This is a genomic window from Micromonospora sp. NPDC005252 (assembly GCF_042872475.1).
Taxonomy (GTDB): Bacteria; Actinomycetota; Actinomycetes; order Mycobacteriales; family Micromonosporaceae; genus Micromonospora.
Window position 1 is genome coordinate 1 of record NZ_JBIAKN010000019.1, and the last position, 18,726, is coordinate 18,726.

At 73.0% G+C, this 18,726-nt stretch carries 16 protein-coding genes and 2 pseudogenes; 4 read left to right on the forward strand and 14 right to left on the reverse strand.

What is annotated here, in order from left to right; genetic code table 11:
• Positions 1-800 precede the first annotated feature (800 nt).
• The 3 genes from ACFYPH_RS29225 to ACFYPH_RS29235 form a co-directional block, all read right to left on the reverse strand.
• A complete protein-coding gene (locus tag ACFYPH_RS29225) occupies positions 801-1,430 on the reverse strand; it encodes a hypothetical protein (RefSeq protein ID WP_354863222.1) in 630 nt (209 codons plus the stop codon).
• 13 nt (positions 1,431-1,443) lie between these two features.
• Positions 1,444-3,228 (reverse strand): DUF4012 domain-containing protein, encoded by a 1,785-nt coding sequence (locus tag ACFYPH_RS29230; protein ID WP_387186265.1) that lies wholly within the window; start codon positions 3,226-3,228, stop codon positions 1,444-1,446.
• Positions 3,229-3,327: 99 nt separating this feature from the next.
• Complete coding sequence (locus tag ACFYPH_RS29235) at positions 3,328-4,575, reverse strand: glycosyltransferase family 4 protein (RefSeq protein WP_354863224.1); 1,248 nt, start codon at positions 4,573-4,575, stop codon at positions 3,328-3,330.
• Positions 4,576-4,743: 168 nt separating this feature from the next.
• Between ACFYPH_RS29235 and ACFYPH_RS29240 the strand changes: the two genes are divergently transcribed.
• Complete coding sequence (locus ACFYPH_RS29240) at positions 4,744-5,298, forward strand: low molecular weight phosphatase family protein (protein WP_354863225.1); 555 nt, start codon at positions 4,744-4,746, stop codon at positions 5,296-5,298.
• Here ACFYPH_RS29240 and ACFYPH_RS29245 read toward each other — a convergent pair.
• Positions 5,279-6,739 carry a polysaccharide biosynthesis tyrosine autokinase gene (locus tag ACFYPH_RS29245; protein WP_355137154.1) on the reverse strand — a complete coding sequence of 487 codons (1,461 nt, stop codon included), beginning with the start codon at positions 6,737-6,739 and terminating at the stop codon, positions 5,279-5,281. The two genes, ACFYPH_RS29240 and ACFYPH_RS29245, sit on opposite strands and share 20 nt — an antisense overlap.
• Before the next feature lie 114 nt (positions 6,740-6,853).
• Here ACFYPH_RS29245 and ACFYPH_RS29250 point away from each other — a divergent pair.
• A pseudogene (locus ACFYPH_RS29250) lies at positions 6,854-7,141 on the forward strand (Na+/H+ antiporter NhaA); the annotation flags it as partial.
• A 137-nt stretch (positions 7,142-7,278) separates the two neighbouring features.
• Here ACFYPH_RS29250 and ACFYPH_RS29255 read toward each other — a convergent pair.
• From ACFYPH_RS29255 to ACFYPH_RS29300, 10 genes and pseudogenes are all read right to left on the reverse strand, one after another.
• Entirely contained in the window at positions 7,279-7,476 is a 198-nt protein-coding gene (locus ACFYPH_RS29255) for a hypothetical protein (protein WP_007460421.1), read from the reverse strand.
• Positions 7,477-7,480: 4 nt separating this feature from the next.
• The gene (locus ACFYPH_RS29260) at positions 7,481-7,804 is read right to left on the reverse strand and encodes a hypothetical protein (RefSeq protein ID WP_354862935.1); all 324 of its coding nucleotides are present in this window, start codon (positions 7,802-7,804) and stop codon (positions 7,481-7,483) included.
• Positions 7,801-8,163, reverse strand: coding sequence for a DUF1622 domain-containing protein (locus tag ACFYPH_RS29265; protein WP_354862934.1), 363 nt, complete (start codon positions 8,161-8,163; stop codon positions 7,801-7,803). The genes ACFYPH_RS29260 and ACFYPH_RS29265 overlap by 4 nt, the downstream gene beginning before the upstream one ends.
• Positions 8,164-8,202: 39 nt before the next feature.
• A complete protein-coding gene (locus ACFYPH_RS29270) occupies positions 8,203-8,790 on the reverse strand; it encodes a TMEM165/GDT1 family protein (protein WP_354862932.1) in 588 nt (195 codons plus the stop codon).
• A 251-nt stretch (positions 8,791-9,041) separates the two neighbouring features.
• Positions 9,042-10,007 (reverse strand): L-histidine N(alpha)-methyltransferase, encoded by a 966-nt coding sequence (gene egtD, locus ACFYPH_RS29275; RefSeq protein ID WP_387186268.1) that lies wholly within the window; start codon positions 10,005-10,007, stop codon positions 9,042-9,044.
• A 52-nt stretch (positions 10,008-10,059) separates the two neighbouring features.
• Positions 10,060-10,806: an ergothioneine biosynthesis protein EgtC gene (egtC, locus tag ACFYPH_RS29280; protein ID WP_387186270.1), complete on the reverse strand. Its 747-nt coding sequence runs from the start codon at positions 10,804-10,806 to the stop codon at positions 10,060-10,062.
• 40 nt (positions 10,807-10,846) lie between these two features.
• Positions 10,847-12,199 (reverse strand): ergothioneine biosynthesis protein EgtB, encoded by a 1,353-nt coding sequence (egtB, locus tag ACFYPH_RS29285; protein WP_387186272.1) that lies wholly within the window; start codon positions 12,197-12,199, stop codon positions 10,847-10,849.
• 56 nt (positions 12,200-12,255) lie between these two features.
• Positions 12,256-13,491, reverse strand: coding sequence for an ergothioneine biosynthesis glutamate--cysteine ligase EgtA (egtA, locus tag ACFYPH_RS29290; RefSeq protein ID WP_387186274.1), 1,236 nt, complete (start codon positions 13,489-13,491; stop codon positions 12,256-12,258).
• Positions 13,492-13,645: 154 nt separating this feature from the next.
• The gene (locus tag ACFYPH_RS29295) at positions 13,646-14,566 is read right to left on the reverse strand and encodes a hypothetical protein (protein WP_387186276.1); all 921 of its coding nucleotides are present in this window, start codon (positions 14,564-14,566) and stop codon (positions 13,646-13,648) included.
• A 325-nt stretch (positions 14,567-14,891) separates the two neighbouring features.
• Positions 14,892-15,446 (reverse strand): annotated as a pseudogene (locus ACFYPH_RS29300) (RNA polymerase sigma factor); the annotation flags it as partial.
• Between the two features lie 525 nt (positions 15,447-15,971).
• Here ACFYPH_RS29300 and ACFYPH_RS29305 point away from each other — a divergent pair.
• The gene (locus tag ACFYPH_RS29305; protein WP_387186278.1) at positions 15,972-17,348 is read left to right on the forward strand and encodes a serine/threonine-protein kinase; all 1,377 of its coding nucleotides are present in this window, start codon (positions 15,972-15,974) and stop codon (positions 17,346-17,348) included.
• Positions 17,349-17,452: 104 nt separating this feature from the next.
• Complete coding sequence (locus tag ACFYPH_RS29310; RefSeq protein WP_387186280.1) at positions 17,453-18,715, forward strand: nucleotide sugar dehydrogenase; 1,263 nt, start codon at positions 17,453-17,455, stop codon at positions 18,713-18,715.
• Positions 18,716-18,726: the final 11 nt, after the last annotated feature.

The window sequence follows — 18,726 nt, forward strand, 5'->3', positions numbered from 1 at the left end:
CCTGCGAGCCGGGGCTCGCGGCGCGGCGGCCTGCGAGCGGGGGGCTCGTGGCGCCGGGACGGTGTGTAACGACCGTCGGGCCGGGGGGATTCCCGGGGCGGCCCGCGAGCGGGGCTCGTGGCGCCGGGACCGTGTGTAACGACCGTCGGGCCGGAGTCATTCCCGGGCCACCGGCGCCGAATAGCGGACCCGGGGGACGAGCCCACGCTCGTTCCGGGGGTCTGCAACGACCCGGCCGGGCCGGCCATTCCCATCCCGGTTGAGCGGGCGGGGCGGCTGGCCGTGGTCCTGCGATCGTCAGGGTATGTAACGACCCCCGGCCCGCCACGATTCCAGCCCACGGATGCACCCGGTCACACCCCAACAGCCCCAGAAACGGACATCCCACCCAACCGGGCACGACCCCGACCGGTCACACCGGACAGCCGGGCTGATCGACTCCAGATCGGTGATATCGCGGCATCCGGCCAGCCGGACACCCCCACCTCGCCGACACCGTGCCGATCAGGGCAACCCGACCGGGCCGGTCACGTCGACCTGACCTGCCCGAACACGCCTCCGCCGGGACCAGGCCCGCGCGGACGTCCCCGGGCACGGCGACCTGGGCGGAACTGCGGGTGTGATCGACTCGGGATCCTGGATATCGGGGTGTCCCGGTCGTCCGGATGCCCCGGTTTTCCGACCACGCGAGTCGATCACGTCCCGTCGGAGGGATGACAGGGGGCTGGCGCCCGTCGGGAGATCCGACGGGCGCCAGCCTGAAGTGCGCTCCGGGCACTGCCCGGTTGGTGGTACGGCGATCAGTGCGCGGCCCCGCTGAAGCGCTGGCGGCGACGCCAGGCCAGGGTCAGCAGCAGCATGATCGCGCCGGCGCCGACGAGGCCGCCGCCGAGCTTCATGGGCGTACCGATGCTGTCACCGGTGACGGGCAGCGGCTGCTTCTTGTGCAGCACCCGCAGCTCCGTGCTGGCGGTCCGGCCGGACTCGCGGCCCGTGGCGGTGAAGGTCAGCAGACCGGTCACCGACGGCTTGTAGCTCTTGGTGAAGCCGCCCTGGGCGTTGGTGAACGCCGTGAACTGCAGCGGCGCGCTCGCCTGGTACGCCACCGGCGCCATGGCCACGGTGGTGCCGTCGCTGCGGCGGGCCGGCGCCTTGCCTGCGGCCGGGGCCGCGATCGGGGTGACGGTCACCGTGATGTCGACGGTCTCGTTGGGGCCGAAGTTGGTGCCGGTCAGGATGACCGTCTCGCCGAGGAAGATCGTCGGCCGGTTGACGGTCAGGGACGCGGCGGTCGGCGGGTACGGCGGCGGCTGAGTCGGATCGGTGGTCGCGCTGGGCGTCGGCTGCGGCTGTGCCGCCCCCGCTGCCGTCGGCACGGCCACCACGGCCAGGCCGACCGTGAGCGCCATGATGATGCGGGATAGCCGCATGATTGGTTCCCTCCTACTGGTCACAGCTTGGTGCGGAATGAACTTGGGTGGTCCACGGGCTGGCGGTGGGGGTCAGCCATAGCTCGGCCTGCCCGACGTCGGTCTTGGCCGTCAGGACGGTGACCTCCAGCGCCCTCTCGACGCCGGGGCCGATGTCGACGTTGGCCGTCGCCACCTGGCGGCGGCGTTCGGTGCCGCTGCCCAGTGCCGTCTCAGCCCCGTCGAGCCGGGCGTCGAGCACGGAGCCGCCAGCCGGGCTGTAGATCGACACCAGCGTGCGGACGGTGTACGGATCGCCAGCCAGACCGAGGCCAAGGATCGACTTGCTGAGCCCTGACTTCGGCGCCGTCGAGCGCAGGGTCACCCGCAGCCGGAGCTCGCGGCGGCCGTCGGGCCGGCATTCGCCGACCGTGAGGCTCGCCGTCGGCCGCAGGTAGTAGCCGAGCTTCGCGCCGCTGCCGTCGTTGAGGAACACGCCGACAGTCGGCACGGTGTCCTGTTCCGGGAGCGTCCCGGCCATCCGGCTGTCGCCGAATGTCCGCTGTTCTTCCGGATGAGCACTCCAGAACAATATCCGGCGTTCCGTGATAGCACGGTCGAATGCGGACAACAACACCCGTGGGTTGACATTCTTCTTGAAGAAGGCGTCAAACACCGCGGCGGCCGACGACGCGAAGTAGGCGTCCTGCTCCGTGGTGCCCAGCCGCTGGTAGGTCTCGTTGAGCAGGGTCTGCACGACCTTCTCGCTAGCCAGCGGCACTCCACCGGGCACCAGCACCGGGCCGGTCGCCTTCAGCAGGTAGGACAGCACCACCGGGTCGACGGCGAGAACGCCATCGACGGTGGTCCCGGTCTTGCGCCGGAACATCTCCCGGTACAGGGCGGCGGCGGTCGGGAAGTGCGGGGTGAGGTTCACGTCGGCGGGGTAGATGCCCGGCAGGTCGGTCCAGACCGCTCGGGTCTCGGCGGGCAGCTTCAACGCGGGAGTGAACCGGCCGAGGGACGCGCTACTGCCCTGCGCGCCCATCCGAACCCGTCCGTTCTCGGCCTCGATCATCGCGTACGCGCCGAACATGCCGCCGGTGGCACGCAGCTCGGCCAGGTTCTGCGAGACGAGCAGGTAACGCCGCGAGCCATTCGCACCGAGCAGCGGCGGCAGTAGCCGTGCGCCCTGGTCGGCCGCAGCGGTGAGACTGGCCAGCCGGTCGATCTCGCCACGTAGATCGGTCAGCGCCTGGCGCACCTGGTTGACCAGCCGGTCGACGGGCACCTCGCTCAGGTCACGGCGGGTGGCCTGCACCGCGTCGTTCGCCCGGGTCAGCTCTGCGGAGACCGAGCTGAGCCGGGCCAGGTCCAACCGACCCTCGGCCGGCACCAGGCTGGTCAGGTCCGTCCGCAGCAGGGTCGGGAACGCCCGCCGGGCCAGGTCGTCGATGGCGATGGCGATCAGCCGGACCGCGTCGAGGTCGTCGCCGGCGATCGGGGTACGCCGACCGACCTTCCAGCTCGGGTCGGAGGTGGCGGCTCGGGCCGCGCCGGACTGCTCCTGCAGAGCGGAGAGAGTCCGCAGAGCACGGTCGGTGTCCCCGCCGACCACCTGTGTGCTCAGCTCCCGGGCCAGGCCGGCGGCGTTGAGCAGGTGCGCGCGCGCCTGCCAGCCCCGCAAGCCGATCCATCCGCCACTGGCCAGCAGCAGTGATCCGACCACCAGGGCGCCGAGCAGGGCCCGTCGCAGCCGTGCGCGCCGGCGACGCCGGGATCGGCTTCGCCGTCGACGCGGCCGTTCGCTCTCCGTCACACCACACTCCCGTTTGCCGGAATCGGACAGTCCGTTCGATTCCCTGACGTTCTTAGCACGTTGCAAGGGATCTCGTACGGTTATGGGCCTTCTCGTCCTTTACGCGAGGTTTCCTCGCGGCTCTCCTGCACCCTGCGGGACCCGGCCGGCGGCCTCGTGCAGCAACCGCTCGATGCGGTCCACCCCGGCCGGCAACGACATCTCCCGCAGGTACGTCTGTCGGCCCCGGCGGCCCATCTCGGTGCGCGCCGGCGGCGGGATGGTGGCGGCCAACCAGAACCGGTCGGCCAGCGCGGCCCAGTCCTCGGGAGGGCACGACAACCCGGCTCGGGCGCGCTCGACCAGCTCGGCGGTGTCCCCGCCGGCCGACGCCACCACCGGCGCGGCGCAGGAGAGCGCGGCCTGCAGCTTGCCGGGCACCATGCCCCGAAGTTCCGGCAGGTCGCGCAGCATGATCAGCTGGTAGTCGGCGGCGGCGTACAGCTCGGGCATGTCGACCGGCGACCGCCGCTGAAGGAAGCGGACGTTCTCCGCCTTCAGTTCGGCGGCGAGCCCCCGCACCCGCTGCTCATCCGCGCCCGACCCGACCAGGACCAGATCCATGGTGCGGTCCAACGCCGCGGCGGCCCGTACCGCCGTCTCCAGCCCCTGGCGGGCGCCGATGGTCCCGGCGTGCATGACCACGCACCGGCGATCCCGGCGGACCATCTGCCGAGCCGCCGCGCCGGGTGTCGCCGGGTAGAAGATGCGCTCGTCGGTCCAGTTCAGCACCAGCTGGACCCGGGCCGGGTCGGCCCCGGCGGCGACCACCAGGTCCCGCATCGACGGTGCGGCCACCGCGACCCGCGCGGCCGTCCGGTAGATGCGGGTCATCGCGGCGCCCATCCGTGCCGACCAGCGGCCGTCGCCGTCCGCGTCCGCGCCGTCGCGTGCCCAGACATCCTGTACGTGCAACACGGCCGGCACCTTCGGAAGCAGCCGGAACAGAGCGGCGGTGGCGAACGTGGTGGCCGGCAGCTGGAAGACGTAGAGCGCGTCCACGTCGCCGAGGAACCGACGCGCCGCCAGCGACGCGCTGCCCGCGAACGACAGGTAGCTGACCATCCGCCCGTACGTGGAGGTGGCCCCGCCGGAGTAGCGCGGCACCCGCCGGACCGCCAGCCGTTGACTGTGCGTCTCGTGGTGCCAGCGCTGCCGCCACCCTGGATAGACGTGGCCGCCGGGGTAGTCCGGGAAGCCGGTGAGCACGCGGACCTCGTGCCCGCGCGCGGCCAGCTCCTCCGCGAGGCTGCCGGGGATGAAGGCGGGCTCGGGTGGAAAGTGGTACGACAGGATGCCGATCTTCACCGGGGCACCGCCGAGGACCACTGATCGGCCTCGGCCGGCGCGGCAGCACGTCCGGCGGGTGGTCGGCCCGCGTACGATGCCGACATCCCCTCCCCGCGCGGCCAGCGGCGTCGACGCACCACCCTCGGGGTGTGGAGACCCGTGTCCGCACCCACGAGAGGGCTCCCGATGGCCGACCGCGTGTTGTTCGTCTGCCACGCCAACCTGTGCCGCTCGCCGATGGCCGAATACCTGGCCCGCCGGTTGCTGGCCGACCGGCCCGTGCTGGTGTCCAGCGCCGGCACCGACGCGATGGACGGGATGGCGATGCACCCGTACGCGGCCCAGGTCGCGGCCGAGGGCGGCGGCGACCCGGCGGCCTTCGCCAGCCGGACGCTGCGTCCCGAACACCTCGCCGACGCGACGCTCGTGCTGACCGCGACACGGCGGCAGCGTTCGATCTGCACCGCGCTGGCGCCCGGCGCGCTGCACCGGACGTTCACCCTGCGCCAGTTCGGCCGACTGGCGGCGGCGGCCGAGCCGCCCGCCGAGTCGCGCGACGACCCGCTGCGGGCCGCCATCGCCGCCGCCGCCCACGCCAGGGGACGGTTGCAACCCGCCGCTCCGGACGCGGACGACCTGCGGGACCCGATCGGCGGGACCGCCGCCGACTTCCGTCGCTGCGCTGAGGAGATCGAACGCTCGCTACGACCCCTCGCCGCGCTCATCGGGGCAACCGGGTGAGTTCCTGGGTGCGGTCGCTGACGCCGTTGACGCCGGCGCCCTCGCTGTGCCGGGCCGCGGTGGCCCGGTCGGTCGGCACCGACGGCGTGGCCGACGAGGTGGCCACCCGGTAAGCCTCGTACTGGTACGCCTCGGCCTTGGCCACCTTGGCCATGTTCAGCACGCAGCCGAGCAACCGCACCGAGACCGAGTGCAGCGAGCGGGCCGCCGCGGCCACCTGGGTTCGCGACGTACGGCCCTGCTGACTCACCAGCAGCGCGCCGTCGGCCTGGACGGCCACCACGACACCGTCGGTCACCGCGAGCAGCGGCGCGGTGTCGATGATCACGATGTCCGTGGACTCGCGCAGCGCGAGCAGCAGGTCCGCCATCGCCTTGGAGCCGAGCAGTTCGCTCGGGTTCGGCGGCGCGGAGCCGCTGGGCAGCACCAGCAGGGACTTGTCGCCCCAGCGCTGCACCACGTCACCGACCTGGACGTCGCCGACCAGCACGTCGGTGAGACCGACGCCCGCGTCCAGGCCCAGGTACTCGTCGACCTTCGGGCGGCGCAGGTCCGCGTCGACCAGCAGCACCCGCCAGCCCGCCTCGGCCAGCGCGATGGCCAGGTTGCAGGAGAGCGTCGTCTTACCCTCGCCCTGCAGGGCGCTGGTCACGGCGATGACCCGGGCCGGCTCGTGCACGTCCACGAAGCGCAGGTTGGTCCGCAGCTTGCGGACCGCCTCCGCGCGCGCCGACGTCGCGGCTTCGCCGACGATCAGCGGAGCGGTGCGGGCGGCGCTCTCGAACGGAATCTCACCGAGCAGTGGGCTTCCGGTGGCGCGTTGCAGGCCCGCGGCGTCGCGCAGGCGGACGTCGGCGACGCCGCGCAGGATCGCCAGGCCGACACCGAGCGCCAGACCGACCAGACCGCCGAGCGTGAGGTTGCGGACCGGCTGCGGCGAGACGGGGCTGGCGCTGACCCGTGGGCCGCTGACCACCTCGATCTTGATCGGCGCCTTGCCCTCGGGCGGCGTCTCGACCTTCTGCACGAGCTCGACGAACTTTGCCGCGAGGGTTTCGGTCACCCGCATCGCCCGCGCCTGGTCGGTGTCGGTGACGGAGGCGCGCAGCAGCACGGTGCCCGTCTCCGTGGAGGTGGTCACCCGGCGCTGCACCTCGTCCGCGGTGAGCCCGACCGGGGTCTCGGCCACCACGCTCTGCGCCAGGCGATCGCTGCTGAGCAGGTCGGCGTACGACTTGACCCGCTGCTGAAGGAACAGACCACCCTGGTAGGCGTCGCTGACGCCCTGGTTGGGGGTGGTGACGAAGAAGGTCACCGAAGCGACGTACCGGGGCTGGGCCCGTACGGTCAGAAACGCCGAGACGCCCAGGGCCACCATGACGGTGACCAGCACGACCCACCAGTGCCGACGCACGTGGCGCAATTGGCGGAGCAGGTCCATCAGGAGTGCCTCCGTGCGGGTCCGGTTACGCCAAAGAACTTCACGAAAACCCCCAAGGTCGTCTGCCAACTCGTGAAACCATTAAAGCCCCTCATAGGGCTTATGTCCGGAGTTATGCATTTTCGAGGCGAACAAGTGCGCCCACATGACCAACCCGACAAAGGGTCATTCGGCAGCGGCGACATCCGGGAAAAGTCCACGGCCGATCTCTGGCCGCCCCCGTCCCGGACGCCGAGTGATCGCCCGCACCCCACCATCGGAGGCGCACTGCTGCCCCTCGCGCTGATCTACGCGGCGGTGGTCCAGACAGCGGGCGGGGGGAGGTTGCGCGGTCGGGCCATCCCGATTGCCACCGACATCGCCCGCACGCTGGCCGCGCTCACGGTGGTCAGCTCACACCTGGCACCGGCCGGCAGGGTGGTCACGGACGAGCTGCCTTCACTCGGGTCGGTCGTGACCGGAACGGCGTCGGCGGTCAATCATGACCCGAACGGCGTCGGCGGTCGCCCGTGCGGGCGACCGCCGTTAGGCGTGACGCGTCAGCGGCGGCGCTCGCTGGGGCGACGCTCCTCGGTCTCGTCGGCCAGCGCGTCGGTCGCCGGCGCGGTGAGATCGTCGCCGGGCACCGCAACTTCCTCCGCGAGGTCCTGCTCGTCGGGCTTGCCGCCGGGCTGGGGCTCGGGAGCGGTGGCGCCACCGGCGTAGCCGTACTCGTTCGGTTCGTCGTGCCGGCTCATGTGGTTATCCTCCCGCTTTTCCCTGTTTCGCTGCTACTGCCCACGGTAAGTGGTGATCGTCCTCGGCGCAGCGCGGCGGGGATTGTCGGCGCGACCACGGCGGCGCGAGACTCAACGCCGCCGCGAGCAGTTGGCGCAGCGCGACGATCGCCGCCGCGGCGGCCAGGCCACCCCACTGCGGATCACCGGCCAGGCGGAGCAGGCCGGCCGCCGTGAGCAGGTCCAACAGCACCCGGACCGCGACCCGGACGGCACCGGTGCACAGGGCCGTGACCACACCGGCGACCAGGGCCAGCGCGGTCACCACCTCGACCAGCGCACCGCTCACGGCCGCCGCTGCCCGTCGGTGACCTGCCGCTGCTCCTGCCGGATCTCCCGGCCCAGGAAGTAGTTCAGCGCCGTCCGGATCGTGGCGATCGCCGCCAGCTGGCCGATCTGGGTGAACGACGGTGACACCGCGGTGCGCAGGACGTCGGCGGCCAGCTGGAACTCCAGACCGAGGGTCAGAAACCGGCCCAGGGACAGTCGGATCGGAGTGAAGACGGCGGCGGTGCGGTGTCGCAGCCCTTCGACCGCGAACCGCACCGCCGCCCAGACGGCACCCACGAAGATCACCAGGGCCCCGGCCACCTCCACCACGGCGACCAGCACCTCGTCGCCGTGGCGCAGCAGCTCCGCCGGCTCCACCCGGAGCCGTTACCCGCCAGCGGGGCGGCTAGTCGGTGCTCAGGTCAGCTCGTTGACGGCCTCCAGGATCAGCCAGAGGCCACTGATGGCGAAGAGCACCGCGGCACCGTACCTGATGGTCTTCTCCGGCAGGCGGCGACCGAGCATCCGACCGACCAGGATGGCCAGCGCGTCCGCGGCGACCATGCCGATCGTGGAGCCGAGCCAGGTGCCGAACCAGCCGTACTTGGTGGCCAGGGTGATCGTCGCGAGCATCGTCTTGTCGCCCAGCTCGGCCAGGAAGAACGCCACCGACACCGCCACGATCGCGGTCTTGCTGGTCTTCTCGGCCTTGCGCTTCTCCTCCTCGGTGAGCGTGTCACCGCGCAGGGTCCACGCGCCGAAGCCGAGGAACGCCACACCGGCCACCAGGGAGATCCACTCGGTGGGCAGCACGGCGCCGAGGCCCGAACCGATGGCGACCGACGCCAGGTGCACCACCGCCGTGGCGACGGTGATGCCGATCAGCACCGGAATCGGTTTGAACCGCGTAGCGAACGTCAGCGCCATCAGCTGGGACTTGTCTCCCAGCTCGGCCACGAAAATGACACCGAAGCTGACGACCAGCGCGGCGAGGAATCCCTCCATGACATCCTTCCCGTTCACGCCGGGAGGAGGTACGGGGGCGCCCTCGACCCGGCTGCAACAGCCTGAGTCGAAGGTCTCGCCCGCCCCGGAGACCGGGGCCGCGTGGCCGGGTGCGGAACGCACCAGTATGTCGACCACGACATTGAGGGCTACTCCCCTTCGCGCGACCAGCTTAACCGATCACCGAGCGGCTCGGACGCCGTGGGTGAACAGCCTCACCGTGCCCGGGCCGGAAGTCGTGGTGAACAGCCTCACCGCGCCTGGGCCAACGTCACCCCGAAGAGCCCGTCCGGGTCGGTCCAGAAGTTCGTCGCCGCGAAGCCCGCGTCGCGCAGCTCGGCGGCCACCCGCTCCGGGCGGAACTTCGCCGACACCTCCGTCCGCAGCTCCTCCCCCGCGGCGAACTGGACCGTCAGGTCCAGCACCCGGACCCGCATCGGGCGCGTCGCCCGCAGCCGCATCTCGATCCACTCGTGGTCGGCATCCCAGCGGGCGACGTGCTCGAACGCCTCCGGGTCGAAGTCGGCGCCCAACTCCCGGTTGATCACGTACAGCACGTTGCGGTTGAACTCGGCCGTGACCCCGGCCGCGTCGTCGTACGCGGGCACGATGACCGACGGGTCCTTCACGAGGTCGGTGCCGAGCAGCAGCCAGTCGCCGACCTCCAGCGCGGCGCGCATCGCGGCCAGGAAGTCGGCCCGCTCGGCCGGCAGCAGGTTGCCGATCGTGCCGCCCAGGAACACCACCAACCGCCGACCGCCGGTGGGCAGCCGGTCGAGTTGGCGGGTGAAGTCCCCCACGATGCCCCGGACCCGCAGCCCCGGATAGTCGGCGGCGATCTGCGCGGTCGACCCCAGCAGGGCACTGACCGACACGTCCAACGGGACGAACGTGCCCAGGCCGCCCCGACGGGTGAACGCGTCCAGCAGCAGCAGGGTCTTCTCCGACGAGCCGGAGCCCAGCTCGATCAGGGTCTTGGCACCGGTCAGCGCCGCCACGTCCGGTGCGTGCTCGGCCAGCACCGCCCGCTCCGCCCGCGTCGGGTAGTACTCGGGCAGCCGGGTGATCTCCTCGAACAGCTCGCTGCCCCGCGAGTCGTAGAACCACTTCGGCGGCAGCCACTTCGGCTCGGCGGTCAACCCGGCCCGGACGTCCTGACGCAGACCACGCTCCAGGTCCTGCGGCTCAAGGTAGATTTCCAACGGTTCCGCGGTCATCGGTCCTGCCTCTCTGCTCAGTCACACACCTCGCGTGCCCGACCGGTGCGGCTCACCGGGTCGGCAGTGGGCACATCCGCACCTCGTCCACGGTGGCCGTGACCAGGTGCCCCTCCGGCACCGGCCGCCATCCGGGGTCGTCATCGTGTGGCTCGGAGGCCAGCAGCACCGAGCCCGCCGCCGCACGCACCGACAGCGCGTGGCCGGACGTGGTGCCCACCACCCGCCGCCCGTCGGTGAGCAGCACGTTCAGCCGCGACCCCGGAGCGGCCACGGCGACCTCGGCCACCGTCCGGGCCACCGCCTCCGCCGGGTCGTCACCGGCGCGCAGCCGGTGCCGCACCAGCGCCCACAGCAGGGCCGAGTCGGTGGCCGCGTCCAGGGTCAGCAGGTCACGCACCGGCAGGCCGGCGGCGAGCGACACCATCGCGTCCGGCCAGCCCCGGACCACACCGTTGTGGCTGAACAGCCACCGACCCTCGGCGAACGGCGCGGCGGCGCCGTCGAGCACCGCCATCCCGACGGTGGCCGAGCGGACCGCGGCCAGCACAGCGCCGGCGCGGGTCACCGCAGCCAGCTCGGCGATCGTCGGATCGCTCCAGATCGGCTGGGCACGCCGGTAACGCACCGGCTCGCCGTCGCTCGGATACCAGCCGACGCCGAACCCGTCGGCGTTGATCGTGCCGCCGCCGCGCATGTCGCGAGGCGCCCAGGACTGGCGTACGAGTGCGTGCGCCGGCGCGAAGAGCAACTCGGCCAGCGTGACCGGCGGCCCCAGATAGGCCAGGTGACGGCACATCAGCGCAATCCGGCCGCCGCCGCGCCGGCCCGGTGCGGCATCACCGGCGCGACTCGTCCGGTGCGGCGTCCCGGGCGCAGCGGAAGCCGCTGAAGATCTGCCGCCGGATCGGATAGTCCCAGTTGCGGAACGTCCCCCGGCAGGCCGACCGGTCCGTGCCGAACGAGCCGCCGCGCAGCACCCGGTAGTCGTCGCCGAAGAAGACCTCCGAGTATTCGCGGTAGGGGAACGCGGTGAAGCCGGGATGCCCGCGGAAGGTGGTCGACGTCCACTCCCAGACGTCCCCGATGAGCTGGTGCACGCCCAGCGGCGACGCGCCGGCCGGGTACGCTCCCACCGGCGCCGGCCGCAGGTGACGTTGGTCGAGGTTCGCGTGCGCCTCGGTCGGGTCCCCGTCGCCCCACGGGTAGCGGCGCGACCGCCCGGTCGCCGGGTCCCACCGGGCGGCCTTCTCCCACTCCGCCTCGGTCGGCAGACGCTTACCGGCCCACGCGGCGTACGCCTGCGCCTCGTGGAAGCACACGTGCACCACCGGCTCGTCGGCGCGCACCGGATCCCACCGGCCGAAACGCCGGTACGCCCAGCCGTCGCCGTCGCGACGCCAGTGCATCGGCGCGACGAGCTGCTCCCGAACACGATGCTCCCAACCCGCCGCGCTCCACCAGCGCGGGTCGTCGTAGCCGCCGTCGGCGATGAACGCCTCGTACTCGCCGTTGGTGACCGGCGCGGCGTCGATGACGTACGCGGCCAGGTCGACGCGGTGCGCGGGACGTTCGTTGTCCAGGGCCCAGGGGTCGGTGTCGGTGCCCATCGTGAACTCCCCGGCCGGCACCAGCACCTCACCGCCGACGCGGGCGGTCGGCTCGGGTGGTGGCGGGGCGTGCAGGACCGCCGCGCCCGCGCGCAGCTGGTGGGTCGCGAGCATCGTCTCGTCGTGCTGCTGCTCGTGCTGGACGATCATGCCGAAGGCGAACCCGTCGGCGACCAGCGGCCGATCGGTGAAGCTCACGGCGTCGAGCAGGTCGTGCACCTTGTCCCGGACCGTGCCCAGGTAGGCACGCGCCTCCGCCGGTGGCAGCAGCGGCAGCGCGGGCCGGTCGCGGCGGGGCTGCTTGAACGCGTCGTACAGCTCGTCGATGTCGCAGCGGACCGGCTCGCGGCCACCCACATCACGGACCAGCCAGAGTTCCTCCTGGTTGCCGACGTGCGCCAGATCCCAGACCAACGGCGACATCAACGGAGAGTGCTGGCGCATCAGGTCGGCGTCGTCGACCGCCTCGGTCAGCAGGGCGGTACGGGACCGGGCGCGCGCCAACTCCGCCGCGATCCGCCCCCGCAACCGCTCCCCCTCGGGATGGTCCGTCGTGCCCACACTCACCGTCTCGCCGTTCACCGGTCTCCCCTCCGTTCGCGACTGCGGGGCTCGCCACCCCGGCTCACTCCTCGCGCTCACCGGTCTCCCCTCTGTGCGGCGGCCAGCCGCCGTCGTACGCCTCGTTGGAGCTCGTCGTGGGTGCCGGCCGGCAGCTCCAGCTGGGGCAGTGTGGCCAGGGCCAGGTCGAGCAGCGCGGCCGCGGCGGCGGCCAGCGTCGGGTCGGACAGGCCGTGCCGCGCGGCCGCCGACCAGCGGTGCGCCACCGGCGCGCCGATCGTGTACGCCGCGCGCACGGTGCCCGCGTCGGTGAACAGCGCGCTCAGCACCGCCAGCGGGAGACGCCAGTCCCGGTCGGGCTGGGCGTCGAGATAGCGCAGTTCCAGGTAGCCGCGCGGGCGCACGGGTGGAAAAAGGGTGCTGACGTGGTAGTCAAGATCGTCGGTGGTGGGCGGACGGGGCAGCGCGCCGTCGAGCCAGTCGGCGAAGGTGACACCCGGCGGCGGGGCCCAGTCCGGGCCGCGTCGGCGCAGGCAGAGCAGCGGCGCGGCAAGCACGTACCGGATCCAGGTGGTCGTCGGATCCTCGTCGGCGTTGCCGGGCACCCACACCGGGCGGGTGCGGGCCGGGTCGATGGCCAGCCAGGCGGCCATACGCGCGGACGCCCAACCGGTGCGCCGCCCGGCGTGCCGGCTGGCCGAGGCGAACGCCGCGAGCAACGGCGGCCCGACCGCGTGGGCCGTCGCCCAGCGCGCCGCGACCTGGTCCGGCTCGCCGATGTCGAGGCAGACCTGCAGACCGGCGGTGCTGTACATCATCGTCCGGCCGGCCGGACCCCGCCGGTCGAAGGCGCGACGCATGGCGCGGTAGCGGGGAGTGTCCACCATTGGGCGGGGCCGACGGTGCGGGTCGATTCCGCTGCGGCCGAGGGTCAGCCCGGCGGCGGCCAGCAGGCCGGTGACCTGGGCGATGTCGGCCTCGGTGGCCTGGATCAGCGCGCCGGTCGAAGAGCGCGGCGGGGTGGAGATCTCCAACTGGCCGCCCGGTTCGAGGGTCACCGTGCCGCCGTGTCGCAGCGGCTCGGCGGGGCTCGTGGGGTCCAGCGTGACGGGGCTGTGGCGCCCCAGCGCCGCCCGCAGCCGCACCGGGTCGACCGGTCGGGCAGGGTCGGCGGCGTCGTGCACGGTCCATTCCAGTTCGACGCCGGTGTATGTCGGGGGGCCGGTCTTGAAGCAGATGCGCGCGAGATGTCGGCCTGCGGCCGCGGACTCACGCAGGATCGCGCTGCGATCCAGCTCGGGCGACGTCACCATTGGTGCAGCCTCCTTCGTCGTGCGCCAACTCCGGAACACTGTGCCACCGTAAACCAGGCCACCGACACTGTCGGCGGCGTCGACGGTGCCACCAACCCCTGTCTAACAGACGAATTTCCCGGTGCACGGCAGAACGAACGCGCCGGCCGGACGCTCAGTTCGCGGCCGACCCGGCCGGGTGGGAGGGCTTGGTCTTCGCCGATCCGGGCGGCGTCCCCGCCGAGGACGGTTCGGCGGGGGCAGACGACCGCGCCGGAGCCGACGGCTTCGCCTCGGGCACCAGTCGCTGGCAGTACTCCTCGACCGCGGCGACGCCACCGGCGGCCTCCACCAGCCGCTGGAAGGCCGGCGTCCGCAACTTCTTCTCCCGCTTCTCGGGCTTCCCTGCGCGCCAGGCCCGGCACAGCCCGTGCAGCTGACCGTTCGGCGCCGAACCGACGGTCGGAGTGCCGGTCGGGGACGGCGGGCCGGGCGACGCCGATCGGCTCGGCGCGGTCGGCGTGGTCGCCGCGGTCGCCGCGGGATCGCTGGCGGTCGGTGGCGCGCTGCTCGGCGCCGGCGGGACCGGGTCGGGTGCCCGGTCCAGGCCGGCCGCGGCGAACGCGGCGCCCGCGGTGGCGGTGGCGGCCAGCGCCCCGATCCAGGCCAACGCGCTGGTGGTGAGCCGACGGCTGCGTGGTCGTCGGGCCGCGGCGGGCTCCGGGGCGGCGGCCCGGGCGGCCCGGAACGCGGCCAGCGCGGCCTCCTCGCCCGCCAGCTCCCCCGGCCGGGCCGGGCCGGCGGCAGCGGCGAGCAGCCGCGCCAGCGGGTCGGCCGCCGCCTGCGAGGCGGCGGGCGCGCGGGACCGCTCGCCCGCGTCGAGGTCGAGGGCCGCGTCGACGTGAAGCGCCGCGTCGGAGTCGACGGCCGTGTCGACGTGGAGTGCCGCGTCGGAGTCGACGGCTGCGTCGAAGTCCGCAGACGTGCCAGCGCGGAGGGACGCCTCGGGGTAGACGGCCGCGTCGATGCGGGTGGCGTCGAGCAGCCGTTCGGTCTCGGCACGGCCGGCGTGCCGGTCCGGCCGGTACGGGTTCATCCGGAATCCCCTCACGTCAGCCGTCCGCCTGCTCGGCGTGTGACGTCCGCCGGGATCGGCTGGTGCGTCCGCGAGGTGGCGGAACCACCTCAGCGCCGACCGACGGTGCGACGCCGTCGGCGCCGAGGGCCGGCGCCGCAGTCGCGCCCGGCGCGTTCGGCACGGACACCCCGCCCGGCGCGTTCGGCACGGACACCCCGCCCGGCGCGGACACCCCGCCAGGCGCGTTCGGCACGGACACCCCGCGCGGCACGGCAGGCGCAGGCCGCGTGGTCGGCGCGGACACCCGGCCCGGCGCGCCGGGCGCCCCGGTCGTGACGACGCCGTCGGGTGGCGGTGCGGTCACCGTCTGCCGGTCCAACAGGGTGGCCAGCCGCCGCAGCCCACGGTGGGCGGCGGTCCGGACGGCCCCGGCCCGACGCCCCAGCACCCGACCGGCCGACTCCGCGTCCAACCCGATCACGGCCCGCAACAGCACCGCCTCGGCCTCGCGCGGCGGCAGCGTGGCGATCAGCGCCAGGGCCGCCTCGGTGCTGATCGTCTCGCCGGCCCGCTCGGCGGTGTCGCCGTCGCCGGCCAACTCGGTGAGCGCCTGCACCGGGACCGGCAGCGACGGTCGTCGGCGCAGCCGACGCAGATGGTCCATGGCCCGGTTACGGGCGATGGTGACCGTCCAGGCGCGGAACTCACCGCCGGTGAAGTTGGGCAGGTCCCGGGAGATCTGCAACCACGTCTCCGACGCCACGTCCTCGGCGTCCGCGCCGACCAGGGCGGTCAGGTAGCGCAGCAGGCCCGGCTGCAGGCTGCGGTACAGGAAGCGGAAGGCGTCCTCGTCCCCGGCCTGCGCGGCGGTGACCGCCTCGGACAGCTCGCCGGTCATCCGCGGCTCACGGGTGGCTCGGGACGGCGGCCCGGCCCGACGCGCCACGCCTGCGTCCGCGCGCGAACCGTCGACCCCGCCGGCTCCCGCACGCGCACCGCCCTCCACCGAATTCGCTTCGCGCCCGCGTCCGGGCCGGCCGGGGCGTCCGCACCGGCGCGATGGCTCTCGGCTCTCGACGCACGGCCGGCCGGGCGGCCCCGAGCCGGGCTAACGGTAAAAGGGGACCATCCGAGCGACAAGTCGGGATCGCGTCACGGAAGAGTGACAATTATCAAGCCGCCAGACCGGCGTGCCGCCGTAACAGGTGTGAACCGCAGGACGCTCCCCGGGCCGGTAGGCGGCCCGGGGCGGTGATCCGGCAAGCGTACGCCGGGATGTGTCGGGTTTTGTCACCCGCCGTCGTCGAGCCGTCACAGATCCGACCGCGTCCATAGAGGTCAGACCGGACGGACCGGCGGGTACGACCACGCGGCCGATCAACCGCAGCGCGCCGTTGCCCGCCACTCTGGGTACGGTAATGCTGTGTTGTCATCGGAGGTCGTGCTCAGCGGGCGGTACCGCCTGGACGAACGTGTCGCCACCGGCGGCATGGGCGACGTCTGGCGTGCCTCGGACCTGGTCCTCGGCCGACAGGTCGCGGTCAAGGTCCTGCTGCCGGCGCTGGTCTCCGATCCGGACTTCATCGCCCGTTTCCGGGCCGAGGCACGGATCATGGCGGCTCTGCGGCACCCCGGCATCGTGCAGGTGTACGACTGCGGCGAGGACGACCTGCCCGACGGCGGTCGGGCGGACTACCTGGTCATGGAGTTCGTCGAGGGTGAGCCGCTGTCCAAGCGGATCGAGGCGGCCGGCCGGCTCGACGTGGCCGAGACGATGTCGATCGTGGCCCAGGCGGCGCACGCGCTGAGCGCGGCGCACCGGGGCGGCATCGTGCACCGCGACGTCAAGCCCAGCAACCTGCTGGTCCAGGAGGACGGCACGGTCGTCCTCGTCGACTTCGGCGTCGCCCGTTCCACAAACGTGACCAGCATCACCAGCACCAACGCGGTGCCCGGCACCGCTCTCTACATGGCGCCCGAGCAGGCCGCCGGTCGTCCGGTCAGCGGTGCCACCGACATCTACGCGCTCGGCGCGGTCGCCTACTGCTGCCTCACCGGCGGTCCACCGTTCACCGGGGACAACCCCCTCCAGGTCGCCGTCCGGCACCTGGACGACGAGCCGCCGGAGCTGCCGCACGACATCCCGGAGGCGGTCCGCGCCCTGGTGTCGCGGGCCCTCGCCAAGGATCCGCTCGACCGCTTCACCAGCGGCTCGGCCATGGCCGAGGCCGCCCGCACCGCGGTCACCGGCGGCGAGCCGCCGACGGCGATGGCGGCGTCGGTTCCGCTGCGCGAGGCCGGACCGGGTACCCGCACCGACGTGCCGGTCGGCGCGGCGGTGGCGAGCACGGCGGATGCCGGGCGTCAGCGACGTCGCGGGCCACTGGTCGGCGCGGCGGCCGCGATGCTGGTCGCCCTGATCAGCCTCGGGGCGGCACTGGGTGCGGCGCGCAACACCGGCGACGACGAGCCGGCCGTCAACCTGCCGACGACCTCCGTGACGCAGGGGCCGACCCAGCAGGCGGAGCTGCCGGCGGCGAACGAGCAGAGCACGGACGACCCGGAGCGCCCGAACCGGCCGACCGTCCCGGACGCGACCGCGTCGGCGTCGGTCACCGCCACGCCGAGCGTGCAGCCCTCCCAGTCGTCCAGCCCGCCGTCGGCGACGCCGAGCGCGACCACCGCGCCCCCGCCCAGCGACCCGCCGAAGTCCGACCCGCCGCCGAGCAACCCGCCCCCGACCGAGCCGGTCCCCACCACGGAGGCGCCGACCGGTCCGGGCGAACCGGCGGGCAACTGACCAGCCGTCGCACCAGCACCGATATCCCCAAAACGGACTTACACGGCCGAAGACCCCTCTAGGCTCTCCGCAGGTCATTTCCACCATCTGCCGCGGGAGCCCGGGTGAGCGCTGAGAAGCTGGTCGTGATCGGCCAGGGGTACGTCGGACTGCCGCTGGCCATGCGCGCCGTCGAGGCGGGCCTGGACGTCGTCGGCCTCGACGTCGACGCCGGCCGGGTGAAGCGGCTCGCGTCCGGTGAGTCCTTCGTCGAGGACATCCCCACCGACCGGCTGGGCCGCGCGCTGGGCAGCGGTCGGTACCGTCCCAGCACGGAGTACACCGACGCCGAGGGTTTCGACATCTGCGTGATCACCGTGCCCACCCCGCTGCGCGACGGCACCCCGGACCTGAGCTTCGTCGAGCAGGCCGGCGTCGGCATCGGCCCGTACGTGCGGCCGGGCTGCACGGTGATCCTGGAGTCGACCACCTATCCGGGCACCACCGAGGAGCTGCTCCGACCGCTGCTGGAGTCGGCCAGCGGGCTGACCAGCCCCGGCGACTTCCACCTCGGCTACAGCCCCGAGCGGATCGACCCGGGCAACCCGACCTGGCGACTGGAGAACACCCCGAAGGTGGTCTCCGGTGTCGACTCGGTGTCGTTGGCCCGGGTGCAGGGGTTCTACCAGCGCCTCGTGGAGCGCACCGTCGCGGTGGACTCCACGAGGGTCGCCGAGCTGACCAAGCTGATCGAGAACACGTTCCGCCAGGTCAACATCGCGCTGATCAACGAGCTGACCATGCTCTCGCACCACCTGGACATCGACGTCTGGCAGGCGATCGACGCCGCCGAGACCAAGCCGTTCGGGTTCCTGCCGTTCCGGCCCGGCCCCGGTGTCGGCGGGCACTGCCTGCCGATCGACCCGTGCTACCTGTCCTGGCAGGTCAAACGGCGCCTCGGCCGGCAGTTCCGGTTCATCGAGCTGGCCAACGACGTCAACCACGAGATGCCCGAGCACGTCGCGCAGCGGATCATGGCGGGACTGAACCGGGCTGGCCGGGCGGTGAGCGGCGCCCGGCTGCTGCTGCTCGGGCTCGCGTACAAGAAGAACACCGGCGACATGCGGGACTCCCCCGCCGTCGACGTGGCCCGCCGGTTGCAGGCCCTCGGCGCCGAGGTCTACGCGGTGGAGCCGTACGCGGAGGCCCACCACATTCCCGCCGGGGTCACCATCGTCGAGCTCACCGAGCGGGAGGTGCGGGCCGCGGACGCGGTGGTGGTCGTCACCGACCACGACAGCTTCGACTACGACCTGGTGGTCCGGCACGCCCGCTACGTCTTCGACACCCGCAACCGGTGCGTCGGCGAGATGGTCGAGCGCCTCTAGACCCGGCACCG

Excerpts from the sequence above, each read along its gene's own strand:
- ACFYPH_RS29225 (WP_354863222.1), bottom strand. The coding sequence starts at position 1,430 with ATGCGGCTATCCCGCATCATCATGGCGCTCACGGTCGGCCTGGCCGTG.
- ACFYPH_RS29240 (WP_354863225.1), top strand. The coding sequence starts at position 4,744 with ATGGCCGACCGCGTGTTGTTCGTCTGCCACGCCAACCTGTGCCGCTCG.
- ACFYPH_RS29245 (WP_355137154.1), bottom strand. The coding sequence starts at position 6,739 with ATGGACCTGCTCCGCCAATTGCGCCACGTGCGTCGGCACTGGTGGGTC.
- ACFYPH_RS29255 (WP_007460421.1), bottom strand. The coding sequence starts at position 7,476 with ATGAGCCGGCACGACGAACCGAACGAGTACGGCTACGCCGGTGGCGCC.
- ACFYPH_RS29270 (WP_354862932.1), bottom strand. The coding sequence starts at position 8,790 with ATGGAGGGATTCCTCGCCGCGCTGGTCGTCAGCTTCGGTGTCATTTTC.
- egtD (WP_387186268.1), bottom strand. The coding sequence starts at position 10,007 with ATGACCGCGGAACCGTTGGAAATCTACCTTGAGCCGCAGGACCTGGAG.
- egtC (WP_387186270.1), bottom strand. The coding sequence starts at position 10,806 with ATGTGCCGTCACCTGGCCTATCTGGGGCCGCCGGTCACGCTGGCCGAG.
- egtA (WP_387186274.1), bottom strand. The coding sequence starts at position 13,491 with ATGGTGACGTCGCCCGAGCTGGATCGCAGCGCGATCCTGCGTGAGTCC.
- ACFYPH_RS29295 (WP_387186276.1), bottom strand. The coding sequence starts at position 14,566 with ATGAACCCGTACCGGCCGGACCGGCACGCCGGCCGTGCCGAGACCGAA.